Source organism: Lachnoclostridium sp. An169 (assembly GCF_002160525.1).
In the GTDB taxonomy this organism is placed as follows: Bacteria; Bacillota; Clostridia; order Lachnospirales; family Lachnospiraceae; genus Mediterraneibacter; species Mediterraneibacter cottocaccae.
On the sequence record NZ_NFKT01000001.1, the window covers coordinates 112,165 to 128,320 of the forward strand.

Genomic DNA, 16,156 nt, shown 5'->3' on the forward strand with positions numbered 1-16,156 from the left:
ACAAAGCGTTGATGGGGAGAGTAAGCTTCCGGCACATCCCAGAGAGGGATCGTTTGGTGTGAGTATCCTGTTGTGCGGCTGACTGAAGACCACCCCGGAGCGGCCCTAATACGGCACGGTGATTCCGTTATCATCATTTGAATTAAGAGGTTTTCTGTATGGCAGCCTGCCGGATACGGGCAGGAGGGCAGATGATATACATGGAAAACAAGCAGGGTGGAACCGCGGATATCTGATCCGTCCCTGTGAGGAGTGTTTCCGCGCTGCTTTTGTCGGGAAAAGCCTTTTTTTGAAAGCGTTGAGGATAAGAGGAGACATTTCTGCGGGAATGTCTCTTTTTTTACAGAAACGTGCTTTTTACAGAAATGTGCTTTTTGCAGAAATGCGCGGGAAGCAGTCCGGATGGAAACATCCGGAAGCTTCGTAAAAACAGAAGCGTATGGAAACAGTCTGCCGGAAAAGGAAAAAGAAGAAAAAACCAGAAAGGAAGAAAAAAGTATGAAGATTACATTGAAAGACGGCTCTTCAAAAGAGTATCAGCAGCCGATGAGTGTGTATGATATCGCCCTTGACATCAGCGAGGGTCTGGCGCGTGTGGCAACATCCGGGGAGATTGACGGGGAAGTTGTCGATCTGCGGACCATTGTGGACAAGGACTGTGAACTCAGTATTCTGACATTTAATGACGAGAAGGGAAAGGGGGCATTCCGCCATACTGCATCCCATATTATGGCGCAGGCGATCAAACGGCTTTATCCGGATACAAAGCTTGCTATCGGTCCTTCCATTGCGGACGGGTTTTACTATGATGTGGACAGAGACACTCCGCTGACCGCCGAGGATCTGGAGAAGATCGAGGCGGAGATGAAGAAGATTGTCAAAGAGAATCTGGAGATTAAACAGTACACAATGCCGAGAAACGAGGCCATTGCCTATTTCAAGGAGAAAAATGAACCGTACAAGGTGGAGCTTATCGAGGATCTTCCGGAAGATGAGACAATCAGTTTCTACTCTCAGGGAGAGTTCACAGATCTTTGCGCAGGTCCCCACCTTATGACAACAAAGCCGGTGAAGGCTTTCAAACTGACAAGCCTTGCAGGCGCTTACTGGAGAGGCAGCGAGAAGAACAAGATGCTCCAGAGAATCTACGGAACCGCATTCCCGAAGAAAGCGGAACTGGATGAATACCTGACTATGATGGAAGAGGCGAAGAAAAGGGACCACAGAAAACTCGGAAAAGAGCTGGGACTCTTTATGATGCGCGAGGAGGGACCGGGATTCCCGTTCTTCCTGCCGAATGGAATGGTGCTCAAAAACACGCTTCTTGACTACTGGAGAGAGATCCACAGAAAGGCGGGCTATGTGGAGATTTCTACCCCGATTATGCTGAGCCGCCATCTCTGGGAGACTTCCGGACACTGGGATCACTATAAAGAAAACATGTATACAACAGTGATCGACGATGAGGATTTTGCCATCAAACCGATGAACTGCCCGGGCGGAATTCTTGTCTACGAATCTGAGCCGAGATCCTACCGTGATCTTCCCATCCGCATGGGAGAGCTGGGACTGGTTCACCGCCATGAGAAATCCGGTCAGCTTCACGGTCTCATGAGAGTGCGCTGCTTTACTCAGGATGATGCCCATATCTTTATGACTCCGGAACAGATCCGCGAGGAGATCAAGGGCGTTGTCAGACTGATCGATGAGGTGTACAGCCTGTTCGGCTTTAAATATCATGTAGAGCTTTCCACACGTCCGGAGGACAGCATGGGAAGCGATGAGGACTGGGAGATGGCGACAGATGCCCTGAGAAATGCGCTGGATGATATCGGACTGCCGTATGTGGTAAATGAAGGGGACGGCGCGTTCTACGGTCCGAAGATCGACTTCCACCTGGAGGATTCTATCGGAAGAACCTGGCAGTGCGGAACGATTCAGCTTGACTTCCAGCTCCCGCTGCGGTTCGATCTGGAGTATACAGGCGCAGATGGAGAGAAGCACAGACCGATCATGATCCACCGCGTTGTGTTTGGATCCATCGAGCGTTTTATCGGTATCCTGATCGAGCACTTTGCAGGGGCATTCCCGACATGGCTTGCTCCGGTTCAGGTAAAGGTCCTGCCGATCTCTGACAAACATGCGGATTATGCTGCGAAAGTTCTGGATGAGCTGAACGCTGCGGGAATCCGTGCCGAGATTGACCAGCGCGCGGAGAAGATCGGTTATAAGATCCGCGAGGCGCAGCTCAAAAAGATTCCGTATATGCTCGTCGTAGGAGCAAAAGAAGAGGAAGAGGGCAAAGTCTCCGTCAGAAGCAGATTTGAGGGCGATGAGGGCTCAAAAGAGCTTTCTGCATTTATCGCGGAAATCAAAGAGGAGATCGCGTTAAAGAGCCTGAGAGAGACAAAGGTCCGGGAAGATAAGAAGAATGATAAATAAATGGTAAGATACCAGAAAGACAAAAATAATAAGAAATAAGGAAAAACAAATGAGAAAAAAGAGACGCTTTTTCAGAAACTGGCGGCTGTGTATTCCGGTTATCTTCATTTATATGGAGACGGTGTTCCATCTTTATATGGGACTGGATATGAAGTATACCGCGCTATTTGTACTGTTTGATCTTGCTGTCGGACTGCTCCTTGCGGGCATTCTGTATTTTCTGAAGGAGCGTCCTGCGAGAATCGCGGGGGCAGTCCTTACAGCAGGACTGTCCCTGCTGTTTGTGGCGGAATGTATCTGCAGAGATATCCTTCAGCAGTACTATCAGTTTTTCAGTGCTGTGGAGACCGCGGCGGGAAATCATCTGACAGATTACCTCCCTGCGGTGGTGCAGTCGATTGTCCGCCATATTCCGGGAATTTTTCTGCTTATGGTGATCCCCCTGGGATTCTATGCTGTCTGCGTGATTCTTCCCGGTCGGCGGAACAGAATGCGTGCCCGGGACAGCACTGCATCTGTGCGGAAAACGCCGGGAAATCACAGGAGTCCCCGGATCTTAATCGAGATCCTTGTCGAGAAGGCGGGATATTTCCTGAGAAAGAGGAGGATGAGAAAGGGGCTGGCATGTATCCTGCTTGCGTGTTTTATTCAGGTGGTGGGGCTTGGAATTATGAATCTGTTTCCCTGGAGCGGTGATTTCACTCCGGATATGCTGTATCAGGTGGATACCAATGCGGAGGATCAGGTGGAACAGCTCGGACTGGTTACCATGCTCCGCCTTGATATGGTACATTTTCTGCATGGAGGAGCAGACGTGACGCTTCCGGAAATTAACCGGGATGCCGCCCTTGCGGTATCCGGAGAGGATGTCTCAGACAGCGGTGACGGAAAGGAATCCGATGAAACCGGTGATGGTGCGGAGGAAAGCGGAGGGAAAAATGGAACCGGTAATGCCGGAGAAAAAGGAGAGGACGGCGGGAAAAAGGATAGGGTTTATCCCTACAATGCTCTGGACATTGATTTTGAGGCGCTGAAAGCTTCTGCACCGAATGAAGACTCCGCATGGCTTGACGAGTATTTTGAGAGTGTGGTTCCCACCAGACAGAATAAGTATACCGGAATGTTTGAAGGATATAATGTCATATTTATTACTGCAGAAGGATTCAGCGGCTATATGATCGATCCGGAGATTACGCCTACTCTCTACAGACTATCCCATGAAGGTTTCGTGTTTGAAAATTTTTATTCCACACTGCATTTTACCAGTACTTCAGGGGGAGAGTTTCAGAACCTTACCGGTCTGTATCCCAAAGCGGGATTCCCGGTGAGCATGTCGGAGACGGGAAAACAGGGGACAAGCCTTCCGTTTAACCTTGCATCCCAGCTCAACCGGCTGGGATATACCTCCATCGGTTATCATTATAATCAGAATATGTATGGGCGGGAGCTATCTCATCCGAATCTGGGATATAACTGGCGGCAGTTTACAAATTGCGCCGAGCCCTTAAGCCCGGAGACAAACTCCAACGGATATGTCTACTGGCCCCAGTCGGACGACTATATGATTGAGCAGACTTTTTCGGAATATGCGGACCGGCAGCCCTTCAATATCTATTACCTGACAATCAGCGGGCATCTCCCGTACGGATTTTCCGACAGCCAGATGTCTGCCAGGAATGAAGACGCCGTTCAGTCCCTTCCCTATTCGGAAAAGACAAAAGCATATATTGCGGCAAATCTGGAACTGGAAAAAGGACTGACCCGTCTGGTGAACTATCTGGAGGATGCGGGGATTGCAGATAAAACTGTGATCGTGATGGCACCGGACCATATCCCGTATTCTGATCTGGATGTACTGGAAGAACTCTCCGGACAGTCTTTTAATTCGGAGACACTGGAAAACCTGAATGAAAAGAATTTGAATGTAAATGTATACAAGAATACATGGATACTATGGTCCGCATCCATGGAAGAACCGGTAGTTGTTGACAAACCCTGCAGCCAGGTGGATATCCTGCCTACCGTGTCCAATCTCCTGGGGCTTCAATATGACTCGCGGATGCTTGCGGGAACGGATGTGCTCTCAACAAGCGATCCGGTGGTGATTTTCTACTCTCATTCCTGGCTTACGGAGAAAGGAATGTATGACCGGTATTCCGGTACATTTACTCCGGCGCAGGGAGTGGAGATGAGCCAGGAAGAACAGAATGTGTATGTGGAAAATACGAAGTATATAGTAGAAAGCAGGCTGAAGCTCGGACAGCTGATTATCGAAAATGACTATTACCGTCAGGCGGTTCCGTGGTGATGCGGTTTCCGGCGCCGGGGCTGAAAAGCTGCTTGACAGGTCCGTGCCGGGATAGTAAGATTTTTATGTTGGCCGGATATTAAGCTGTCCGGATGCGATGAGACCGGAATTTATGCCGCTCCGGCATTCTGAGTGGTGGAAAGAAATAGTTTTTGAAAAATACGGACTGGAAAGAGAGGTACTGACAATGGCGAATGACCATGGAGAACAGATAAGAATTGTGCAGGAGACTGTGGCGGGAAAAGAGATTACATTTGCACATGTAATGGGCGGCCCGGCTCCGATTATATATCAGAAGCTGGGACTGAATCCCCAGCTGGATTACCGTTCCTCGGCGATCGGGATTATGAACATGACTCCGCCGGAGTCTGCGGTGATCGCCTCCGATATCGCGGTGAAGAGCGGTAATGTATATCTCGGGTTTGCAGACAGGTTTACGGGTACCCTGATTATTACGGGAGAGATCTCGGACGTTACTTCGGCCCTGACGGAAATCGTGGACTACTTCCGGGATTCCCTTGGATATGTAGTGTGCGATATCACGAAGAGATAGAAGTGGGGAGTGCGGCGTATGGCTCGAATGACGAAAGAGGAACTGCTGGAGAAGCTGTTCCACGATGATTATGAACATCTGAAGGGAAAGAAACTTCGTATGACCCGGGTGCGTGTCCCGGGAAAAGAGGTCTGCCTGGCTCATGTGATCACTCCTGACCAGACCTGCATTTATCAGAACCTTGCCCTCCACATCGGGGTGCATGAAGGAGAGGACCACACGGGTGAATCCATCGGACTGATCCGTTTTACTCCGTGGGAATCGGTTGTGGTGGCAGCGGATGTGGCAGTGAAAAGCGCAAATGTACAGATCGGTTTTATGGACCGGTTCTGCGGTTCCCTGATCCTCACCGGCGGTCTGGCGGAGGTGCAGACTGCAGTGGAAGAAGTGGTAAAATTTTTCGACAGGGTTCTTGGCTTTAAAGTCTGTGAGATCCACAAAAGCTGAGAGAGACAGGTGGCAGAATGAAAAAGATATTTCTGATGGGAAGAAGCGAGGCGGGGAAGACCTCGCTGACCCAGGCGTTAAAAGGTGAAGAACTTCATTATATTAAGACACAATATACGAATACCCAGGACGATATGATTGACTCTCCGGGAGAGTATGCCGAATCCAAGCGGTTCAGCGTAGGGCTTGCCTGCTTTTCCTTTGAGGCGGACGTGGTGGCCATTGTCCAGGCCGCAGACGAGCCTTTCAATCTGTTCGGCGACAGCAGCAGGGCCTTTATTCAGCGGCCTCTGATCGGCATTATTACCAAGATTGACTCGCCTTATGCCAATATCCCCATGGTCAGACAGTGGATGCTCAATGCGGGATGTGAGCGAATCTTTCAGGTGGATAATGTGACGAGGGAAGGAATCGATGAACTGTTGGATTATCTGCGGGATGATCTTCCCCATCTGACGATGGAGCAGGCAATGTTCAAGCAGAGTCTGGGATTGAATGAGTGGGATCCGCTTCCGGAGGGAGTGGAATATCCAGAGGAGCCGTCCGGCGTTCCGGTTTGACCGGAGGATGCCGGACGGTTTTTAATATGGCGGATAATGGCGGATAATGTCAGCAACGGGAATTGACACAGGGAAGGATATAGGATACAATAGCGGGAGAACATTTGTTCTTTTGGTAAATCTGCAATAATCCGAACCGATGGGAGGGATGGGATGTGAAAAAGAAAAAGAGGCGGGGCGCTGTGGCCTGTGCCGGAATTGCTTCCTGTATTTTTATTGCCACCGCGGGTTACCTGGCCCTGCATTATCAGAATACATCCCCAGAGCGGCTGCCAGACAGGTTCGGGAAGAGGATAGAAGCAGTATACAGTTCTGTGGATAAAGATAATGACGGATATGACGTGTGAGAAACCTGCAGGTTTATTTTGAGCATACTGCGGTAAAGCTTACTACAGATATATCCGACACAGAACAGTGGCAGGGAGGGGATATTGTGGTATTTCACAATCATATCGGGATTGTCTCAGACAGAAGAAATGAAAACGGAGTTCCTTATGTTATCCATCATAACAGTCCCTGGCAGAAAAGATATGAGGAGGATATTCTGGAAAAGAGGAAGGATATCGAGGGGCATTATCGGGTGACATAAGGCGATTCGGAGCCTGATATCGAGCATCTCAAAAGTCACAAAGGATTACCCTGCGGTATACTGTTATATACTGAAAAGACGGGCAAAGCTGAGGAGAAGATTTTATATGGATCATTTTGAATTAGTATCAGAATACAAACCCACCGGCGACCAGCCACAGGCCATCGAGCAGCTGGTCAAAGGTTTCAAGGAAGGCAACCAGTGCCAGACCCTGCTGGGCGTCACCGGCTCCGGTAAGACCTTCACGATGGCAAACGTCATCCAGCAATTAAATAAACCGACATTGATTATCGCTCACAACAAGACTCTGGCGGCACAGCTCTACGGCGAGTTCAAGGAATTCTTCCCGAACAATGCTGTAGAGTACTTTGTGTCCTACTACGACTACTACCAGCCCGAGGCCTACGTCCCCTCCTCGGACACTTACATCGCCAAGGACTCCGCTATCAATGAAGAAATCGATAAACTCCGTCTCTCCGCCACTATGGCGCTGACAGAGAGGAGAGATGTAATCATTGTTGCCAGTGTGTCGTGTATCTACGGTCTGGGAAACCCGGTGGACTATCAGAATATGGTGATTTCCCTGCGCCCGGGCATGATCAAGGACCGGGATGAAGTGATGGCAAAATTGATCGAGATCCAGTATGACCGCAATGATATGGATTTTCACAGGGGAACTTTCCGGGTGCGCGGGGATGTGCTCGAGATTATACCTGCATACGAGAGTGAGACGGCGATCCGGATTGAGTTCTTCGGAGATGAGGTAGACCGGATCACGGAGATCGATATCCTGACGGGAGAGGTGAAGGACGAACTGAAACATGTTGCTATTTTCCCGGCATCGCACTATGTTGTGGATAAGGAGAATATAAAGAGAGCGGTTCATGATATTGAAGAAGAACTGGATGAGCGGGTGAAAGAGTTCAAGCGTCAGGACAAGCTCCTTGAGGCGCAGAGGATTGCGGAGCGGACGAACTTTGATATTGAGATGCTCAAAGAGACCGGTTTCTGTTCCGGCATTGAGAACTATTCCAGGCATCTTGCAGGTCTGGCGCCGGGACAGCCTCCGTATACACTGATCGATTATTTCCCGGATGATTTTATTATGATGATCGACGAGTCCCACAAGACGATCCCGCAGATCGGAGGAATGTACCATGGCGATCAGTCGAGAAAATCAACGCTGGTGGATTACGGATTCCGACTCCCCTCAGCGAAGGACAACCGCCCCTTGAATTTTGAAGAATTTGAGAGTAAAATCAATCAGGTGCTGTTCGTATCGGCAACGCCCGGACCCTATGAGGAGGAGCATGAGCTTCTGAGGGCTGAACAGGTGATCCGCCCCACCGGACTTCTTGATCCGGAGGTCAGTGTGCGTCCGGTGGAAGGACAGATCGATGATCTGATCGGCGAGATTAATAAGGAAGTGGCGAACAAGAACAAGGTTCTTGTTACCACCCTGACGAAACGGATGGCTGAAGACCTTACAGACTATATGCGCGAAGTGGGGATTCGGGTGAAATATCTCCACTCGGATGTGGATACACTGGAACGGACGGAGATTATCCGGGACATGCGTCTGGATGTCTTTGATGTGCTGGTGGGAATCAACCTCTTAAGAGAAGGTCTGGACATTCCGGAGATCACTCTGGTAGCGATTCTTGATGCGGACAAGGAAGGGTTCCTTCGTTCGGAGACGTCTCTGATTCAGACCATCGGACGTGCGGCGAGAAATGCCGAGGGCCATGTCATCATGTATGCGGACACCGTTACAGAGTCCATGCAGAAGGCGATCGACGAGACACGCCGGCGCCGTGAGATTCAGATGAAATATAATGAAGAACACGGGATCACGCCGCAGACGATTCAGAAGTCTGTCCGCGATCTGATCAGCATCTCGAAGAAGGTTGCTGCGGAAGAACTTCGTATGGAGAAGGATCCGGAATCCATGAGTAGAAAGGAACTGGAGAAACTGATCTCCGATTTGACAAAACAGATGAAGAAAGCGGCGGCAGAACTGAATTTCGAGTCAGCGGCAGAACTGCGTGACAAACTGGTGGACCTGAAGAAGATGCTGAATGACCTCGAATGAATCACGTGAAAATACAAGGAAGGATATACAATGGCAAAGAAAATGGACGCCCGGCAGTACATCAGGATCCGTGGCGCAAATGAAAATAATCTGAAAAATATCGATGTAGACATCCCGAGAAACGAGCTGGTCGTACTGACGGGGTTAAGCGGATCGGGAAAGTCCTCGTTGGCATTTGACACCATCTATGCGGAGGGGCAGAGAAGGTACATGGAGTCACTCTCCTCCTACGCAAGACAGTTCCTCGGACAGATGGAAAAACCGGATGTGGAGAGCATCGAAGGACTCTCTCCGGCAATCTCCATTGACCAGAAATCAACGAACCATAATCCCCGTTCAACAGTGGGGACAGTGACGGAGATCTATGACTATTTCCGTCTGCTCTATGCCAGGGTGGGAATCCCCCATTGTCCGAAGTGCGGACGGGAGATTGCAAAACAGACGGTGGATCAGATGGTGGATCAGATCATGGCACTGCCGGAGCGGACGAAGATTCAGCTTCTTGCGCCGGTCGTGCGCGGACGCAAGGGAACCCATGCGAAGCTGCTGGAGCAGGCGAAGAAAAGCGGTTATGTCCGGGTGCGGGTAGATGGGAATATGTATGAGCTGTCCGAGGAGATCCGCCTGGAAAAAAATATCAAGCACAATATTGAGATTATTGTGGACCGACTTGTGGTAAAACCGGGAATTGAAAAACGTCTGACGGATTCGGTTGAAAGCGTGCTTCATCTGGCGGAAGGGCTTCTGATCGTAGATGTGATCGACGGAGAACCGATGAATTTCAGCCAGAGTTTTTCCTGCCCGGACTGCGGGATCAGTATTGACGAAATCGAGCCGAGAAGTTTTTCCTTCAATAATCCCTTCGGCGCGTGCCCGGAGTGTTTCGGACTCGGTTACAAGATGGAATTCGCAGAGGAACTTATGATACCCGATCCCTCTCTTTCCATCAACGAAGGTGCGATTGCCGTGATGGGATGGCAGTCGTGTGCGGACAAAGGCAGCTTTACGAATGCCATTCTGCGTGCGCTGTGCGAGGAATATCACTTTGATCTGGATACTCCGTTTGAAAAATATCCCAAAAAGATTCACGACATTCTGATTTACGGAACCAACGGGAAAAGTGTGAAGGTACACTACCGCGGACAGAGAGGGGAAGGTGTCTACGACGTTGCGTTTGAGGGCCTGATCAAAAATGTTGAGCGCAGATACCGGGAGACGGGATCCGAGAGCGTGAAGGCGGAATATGAGACATTCATGAATATTACTCCCTGTTCGGCGTGCGGAGGCCAGAGACTGAAACCCGGCGCTCTTGCCGTTACAGTGGGGGATAAAAACATTGCCGAGGTAACGGCGCTGTCCATCGATAAACTTCAGATGTTCCTGGAAAAACTGGAACTGACGAAGACGCAGATGATGATTGGCGGCCAGATTTTAAAGGAAATCCGCGCAAGGATCCAGTTCCTCATGGATGTGGGGCTGGACTATCTTACCCTGGCGCGCGCCACGGCATCTCTTTCCGGCGGGGAGGCGCAGAGAATCCGTCTGGCTACCCAGATCGGTTCCGGCCTTGTGGGAGTGGCGTACATTCTGGATGAACCAAGTATCGGGCTTCATCAGAGAGACAATGACAAGCTGCTTGCCACACTGAAGCATCTCCGGGATCTCGGCAACAGCCTGATTGTTGTGGAGCATGATGAGGACACCATGTTTGCCGCGGACTATATCGTAGATATCGGCCCGGGCGCCGGCGAGCATGGCGGTGAGGTGGTCGCAGTAGGGACCGCCGAAGAAATTATGAAAAACGAGAATTCCATTACCGGGGCATATTTAAGCGGGAAAATCCGGATTCCTATTCCGGAGGAACGCAGAAAGCCGAACGGATTTCTGGAGGTTGTCGGCGCACAGGAAAATAATCTGAAAAACATTAATGTGAAGTTCCCGCTTGGTGTGATGACCTGCGTGACCGGTGTTTCCGGTTCCGGGAAGAGTTCTCTTGTCAATGAGATTCTTTATAAACGGCTTGCCCATGACCTGAATCATGCCAGAACAATACCGGGAAAGCATAAAGCGGTGAAGGGGCTGGAACAGGTTGACAAAGTGATTGCCATTGACCAGTCACCTATCGGGCGGACGCCCAGATCGAATCCTGCTACCTATACCGGTGTATTTGATCTGATCCGGGATCTGTTTGCGGCTACGCCGGATGCAAAGGCACGGGGATACAAGAAGGGCAGATTCAGCTTCAATGTGAAGGGAGGCCGCTGCGAGGCGTGCGCGGGAGACGGTATATTAAAGATTGAGATGCATTTTCTCCCCGATGTTTACGTGCCCTGCGAGGTCTGCGGCGGAAAGCGCTACAACCGTGAGACTCTTGAGGTGAAATATAAGGGAAAGACGATCTATGACGTGCTGAATATGACGGTCGAGGAAGCGCTAGAGTTCTTTGCCCACATTCCCAGTATCCGCAGGAAGATGGAGACTTTAAATGATGTGGGATTATCCTATATCCGTCTGGGACAGCCCTCCACGGAACTCTCCGGAGGCGAGGCGCAGAGAATCAAGCTGGCATCAGAGCTGAGCAGGAGAAGCACGGGCAAGACGGTTTATATTCTGGACGAGCCCACCACAGGACTGCATTTTGCGGATGTGCACAAACTGACGGATATTCTGAGACGGCTTGCCGGCGATGGAAATACGGTGATTGTCATTGAACACAATCTGGATGTGATTAAGACTGCGGATTATATTATCGATATCGGGCCGGAAGGCGGAGACAAAGGCGGCACGGTTGTGGCATGCGGTACGCCGGAAGAGATTGCGGAAAATGAAAAATCATATACCGGAAAATATCTGAAAGGAATCCTTAAGAAAAAATAAAAATACAAAAAGGTCTTTCCATTTTTTGAAAAGTCTATTATACTAGTGGTGCGGATGGACAACAGCAGCAGAAAATGTCCGTCCGGATTTACACGAAAGAGTGCCCCGCGTTTCGGGGAATATACGTTTCCGGTACCGGCAGTGATGCTGTGCCGGAAACGAGTGGTTTAAAGATTACAAAATGTATGTCCGGAGCGGGCCGGGTATATTTGAGAAAAAGGTTTATGCGAGGAACGCAAAGGGAGAAGAGTATAAAGAATTTTGGAAGGGAGAGTCATTATGTCGGTAGATCTTGGAATAGATTTAGGAACAGCCAGCGTACTGGTGTATGTGAAGGGAAAAGGTGTTGTGCTCAAAGAGCCTTCGGTTGTCGCTTTTGACAGAGATACGAATGTGATCAAGGCCATCGGCGAGGAAGCGCGCCTGATGCTTGGAAGGACACCGGGCAATATCGTGGCGGTGCGCCCTCTCAGACAGGGAGTTATCTCGGACTATACGGTGACGGAGAAGATGATCAAGTATTTTGTCCAGAAAGCTCTCGGAAAGCGCACCTTCAAGAAACCGCGCATCAGCATCTGTGTCCCCAGCGGCGTTACTGAGGTGGAGAAGAAAGCGGTGGAGGAAGCTACGTTTGCAGCCGGAGCCAGGGAAGTGCATCTGATCGAGGAGCCGGTGGCAGCAGCCATAGGAGCAGGGATTGACATATCGAAACCATGCGGAAACATGATTGTTGATATCGGGGGAGGTACATCCGATATCGCGGTGATTTCTCTGGGTGGAACTGTTGTCAATACATCCATAAAGATTGCCGGGGATGATTTTGACGAGGCCATAGTCCGCTATATGAGAAAGAAGCACAATCTTCTGATCGGTGAACGGACCGCTGAGGATATCAAGATCAAGATCGGTACCACCTATCCGCTCGTGGAGGAGGAGACTATGGAAGTGCGGGGAAGAAACCTTGTTACAGGGCTTCCCAAGACAGTGACTGTGACTTCTTCCGAGACAGAGGAGGCATTGAGAGAGTCTACAAGCCAGATCGTGGAAGCAGTCATTGCAGTTCTCGAACAGACGCCTCCGGAACTGTCGGCGGATATTCTGGACCGGGGAATTGTCCTCACGGGTGGCGGCTCGCTGCTTCGCGGGCTGGAAGAGCTGATTGAGGAAAAGACGGGAATCAATACCATGACTGCGGAGGATCCGATGAAGGTTGTGGCAATCGGTACCGGACAGTTTGTGGAGTTTATGAGCGGACGAAAGGATTTTTAGAGAAAAGCGGGAATGGGGTGTGCGTGAAGACTGCACCCCTTTTCTGCGTATTTGCGGGAAAAAGCAAGTGAATCTGTACGTGAGAGAGGGATAAAATGTGGAAGTAGTGACAGGCTATGTGGGGCATATCGTATTCCGCAACGAGGAAAACGGCTACACGGTATTCCATCTGGAGAACGATGACGGGGAAGTAACCTGTGTGGGAAATTTTAATTTTATAAATGAGGGGGAGCTCATGGAGCTTTCCGGAGAATATGTCAATCACAGTGTTTACGGAACTCAGCTGAAGGTGGCTTCCCACACGGTGAAAGAACCGGAGGATCTCGTTTCCATTGAGCGGTATCTCGGTTCCGGAGCCATCCGCGGAGTGGGGGCAGCACTGGCCGGCAGAATTGTCAAAAAGTTCCGGGAGGATACATTCCGGATTATTGAGGAAGAGCCGGAGCGCCTTGCTGAGATCAAGGGGATCAGCGAGCGGAAGGCGAGAGAGATCGCGGAGCAGGTGGAAGAGAAAAAAGACATGCGCAAGGCGATGATCTATCTTCAGAAGTACGGAATCTCCACAAAACTTGCTGCAAAAATATACCAGTATTACGGTATACGTGTATACAAAGTTCTGGAAGAGAATCCCTATCAGCTTGCAGACAATATAGAAGGCGTGGGGTTCCGGACAGCAGATGAGATTGCCGCCAAGATCGGTATTCACACCGATTCGGATTACCGGATCCGCAGCGGACTTTTCTATACGCTTCAGCAGGCCGTGGGCGAAGGACATATCTACCTTCCCCAGGATGTGCTTCTGAAACGTGCGGCGGCACTTCTGGAGATTGAGATTCCCAATATTGAGAAATATGTGATGGATCTCTGTATTGAACACAAGACCGTTATGAAAGAAACGGACGGGGAGATCCGGGTCTATCCGGCACATTATTACTATCTCGAGCTGAATACCGCCAAGATGCTCCATGATCTTGACATCGACTGCGAGATGCCGGAGGAGATGATGGAGAAGCGTCTGCGGAAAGTGGAAGAAAACGAGAAGATTCAGCTGGATCCCATGCAGCACAGGGCGGTGATCGAGTCGATCAAGCACGGACTTCTTGTTCTCACCGGAGGACCGGGAACGGGAAAGACTACGACGATCAATACGATGATCCGGTTCTTTGACAACGAGGGCATGAGTATTCTTCTTGCGGCGCCTACCGGACGCGCAGCGAAGCGGATGACAGAGGCTACGGGTTATGAAGCCCAGACGATTCACAGACTTCTTGAGGTAAACGGCAACCCGGAGGAAGAGGGAAATTCCGGCGGTTTTATGCGGAACCGGCAGAATCCCCTGGAAGCGGATGTGATTATCATCGATGAGATGTCCATGGTGGATCTTCCGTTGATGCACGCACTGCTGTCGGCGGTAGTGCCGGGGACACGTCTTGTCCTTGTGGGAGATGTGGATCAGCTCCCGTCCGTGGGACCCGGGAGCGTACTGAAAGATATCATTGCATCTCAGAGATTCCCGGTGGTTACGCTGACCCGGATTTTCCGGCAGGCAGGGGAGAGCGATATTATTGTCAACGCCCATAAAATCAACAATGGCGAGATGGTTGTTCTGGATAATAAAAGCCGGGATTTCTTCTTCCTGAAAAGACAGGATGCAGATGTGATTATCAGCGTGGTAATCACGCTGATTCTGAAGAAACTGCCGAAATATGTGGGGGCTTCGCCCAATGAGATCCAGGTGATGACTCCGACCCGGAAAGGACTTCTCGGGGTGGAACGGCTGAACACGATTCTGCAGAGATATCTGAACCCGCCTGATGCGAAGAAGACGGAAAGGGAGATCAACGGCAGACTGTTCCGGGAAGGGGACAAGGTCATGCAGATCAGGAACAACTATCAGCTTGAGTGGGAAGTGTGTACAAAATTCGGCCTGACTGTGGATAAAGGAATGGGAATTTTCAATGGCGATATGGGGATCGTTACGGAGATTAACGAATATACCGAGACAGTGGAAGTTGAGTTTGATGAATCGCGGAAGGTAAAGTACAGCTTTGATATGACGGAAGAACTGGAACTGGCATATGCCATCACGGTACATAAGTCCCAGGGCAGTGAGTATCCGGCGGTTGTCATCCCGCTTCTGCCCGGGCCGCGGCTTCTGTACAACCGGAATCTTCTGTACACGGCAGTGACAAGGGCAAAAAGATGTCTCACGATAGTTGGGAGTGATCAGACATTTCAGGAAATGATACAAAACAAAAACGAACAGTCCAGATATACCAGCCTGGCGGAACGCATCAGGGAATTCTGATCCGGGGATTCCTGAATCTCCTTTATCCGCCGGTCTGTCCTTTCTGCGGGGAGATTTCGCAAAACGGCATCTGCCCGGCCTGCAGGAAGAAGATTGTCCCCGTGGGCGGCGTGTGCTGCATGCACTGCGGAAAGCCGCTGGAAGACGAGACGGAGGAATACTGCTCAGACTGCAGGAAGAGGAAGTCTTATATTACCCAGGGAAAGGCCCTCTGGCTGCACAGGGATCCGGTGCCGGCGGCTGTTTACCGGTTCAAGTATAAAAACAGGCGCAGTTACGGAAAAGTATTTGCCCGGGAAATGATGGAACAATATGAGAAGCAGATCGGGCGCTGGCGGGTCCGGGAGATTATTCCGGTTCCTCTGCACCGCTCAAAAAGGCGGGAAAGAGGGTATAACCAGGCGGAGATACTGGCAGAAGAAATCGGTGCCCTGACCGGAATTCCTGTGAGAAAAGATGTGCTGTTCCGGATTCGGAAGACGGTTCCCCAGAAAAAACTGGATACAGAAGGAAGAAAGAAAAACCTGCAGGGCGCCTTCGCTGTTTCCGGAAAGTGGAGACCTGTGAAAAATGTTCTTCTGGTGGATGATATTTACACCACAGGGAGCACAGTCGAACATGCGGCAAAGGTGCTGAGAAAGGCAGGAGCCGAAAATGTCTATTTTTTGACCATAAGCATTGGACAAGGTATCTGAGTATATGATATACTAA

The 16,156-nt window shown here is 50.3% G+C and carries 12 protein-coding genes and 1 other annotated feature (1 of these 13 cut by a window edge); all 12 genes read left to right on the plus strand.

All coding sequences use genetic code 11. The features are described 5' to 3' along the window. Nucleotides 1-248: a binding site (T-box leader), on the plus strand; it begins 1 nt to the left of the window's first position. A 250-nt stretch (nt 249-498) separates the two neighbouring features. Further along, nucleotides 499-2,442: a threonine--tRNA ligase gene (thrS, locus tag B5F07_RS00540; protein ID WP_087159529.1), complete on the plus strand. Its 1,944-nt coding sequence runs from the start codon at nt 499-501 to the stop codon at nt 2,440-2,442. Nucleotides 2,443-2,491: 49 nt separating this feature from the next. After that, a complete protein-coding gene (locus B5F07_RS00545; RefSeq protein WP_087159328.1) occupies nt 2,492-4,750 on the plus strand; it encodes an LTA synthase family protein in 2,259 nt (752 codons plus the stop codon). Nucleotides 4,751-4,937: 187 nt separating this feature from the next. Further along, complete coding sequence (locus tag B5F07_RS00550; protein WP_087159530.1) at nt 4,938-5,303, plus strand: BMC domain-containing protein; 366 nt, start codon at nt 4,938-4,940, stop codon at nt 5,301-5,303. 18 nt (nt 5,304-5,321) lie between these two features. Next, nucleotides 5,322-5,750, plus strand: a complete 429-nt coding sequence (locus B5F07_RS00555; protein WP_087159329.1) for a BMC domain-containing protein — start codon at nt 5,322-5,324, stop codon at nt 5,748-5,750. A 17-nt stretch (nt 5,751-5,767) separates the two neighbouring features. Further along, a complete protein-coding gene (locus tag B5F07_RS00560; protein WP_087159330.1) occupies nt 5,768-6,310 on the plus strand; it encodes a EutP/PduV family microcompartment system protein in 543 nt (180 codons plus the stop codon). 155 nt (nt 6,311-6,465) lie between these two features. After that, a complete protein-coding gene (locus B5F07_RS00565; RefSeq protein WP_087159331.1) occupies nt 6,466-6,657 on the plus strand; it encodes a hypothetical protein in 192 nt (63 codons plus the stop codon). After that, entirely contained in the window at nt 6,654-6,899 is a 246-nt protein-coding gene (locus B5F07_RS00570; RefSeq protein WP_087159332.1) for a DUF1287 domain-containing protein, read from the plus strand. Before B5F07_RS00565 ends, B5F07_RS00570 begins: the two co-directional genes overlap by 4 nt. Nucleotides 6,900-7,005: 106 nt before the next feature. After that, nucleotides 7,006-8,991, plus strand: a complete 1,986-nt coding sequence (uvrB, locus tag B5F07_RS00575) for an excinuclease ABC subunit UvrB (RefSeq protein ID WP_087159333.1) — start codon at nt 7,006-7,008, stop codon at nt 8,989-8,991. A gap of 30 nt (nt 8,992-9,021) precedes the next feature. Next, a complete protein-coding gene (gene uvrA, locus B5F07_RS00580; RefSeq protein WP_087159334.1) occupies nt 9,022-11,868 on the plus strand; it encodes an excinuclease ABC subunit UvrA in 2,847 nt (948 codons plus the stop codon). A 279-nt stretch (nt 11,869-12,147) separates the two neighbouring features. After that, nucleotides 12,148-13,137 carry a rod shape-determining protein gene (locus B5F07_RS00585; RefSeq protein ID WP_087159335.1) on the plus strand — a complete coding sequence of 330 codons (990 nt, stop codon included), beginning with the start codon at nt 12,148-12,150 and terminating at the stop codon, nt 13,135-13,137. A gap of 97 nt (nt 13,138-13,234) precedes the next feature. Beyond that, nucleotides 13,235-15,445: an SF1B family DNA helicase RecD2 gene (recD2, locus tag B5F07_RS00590; RefSeq protein WP_087159336.1), complete on the plus strand. Its 2,211-nt coding sequence runs from the start codon at nt 13,235-13,237 to the stop codon at nt 15,443-15,445. A gap of 11 nt (nt 15,446-15,456) precedes the next feature. Then, complete coding sequence (locus B5F07_RS00595; protein ID WP_330397698.1) at nt 15,457-16,140, plus strand: ComF family protein; 684 nt, start codon at nt 15,457-15,459, stop codon at nt 16,138-16,140. Nucleotides 16,141-16,156 lie beyond the last annotated feature (16 nt).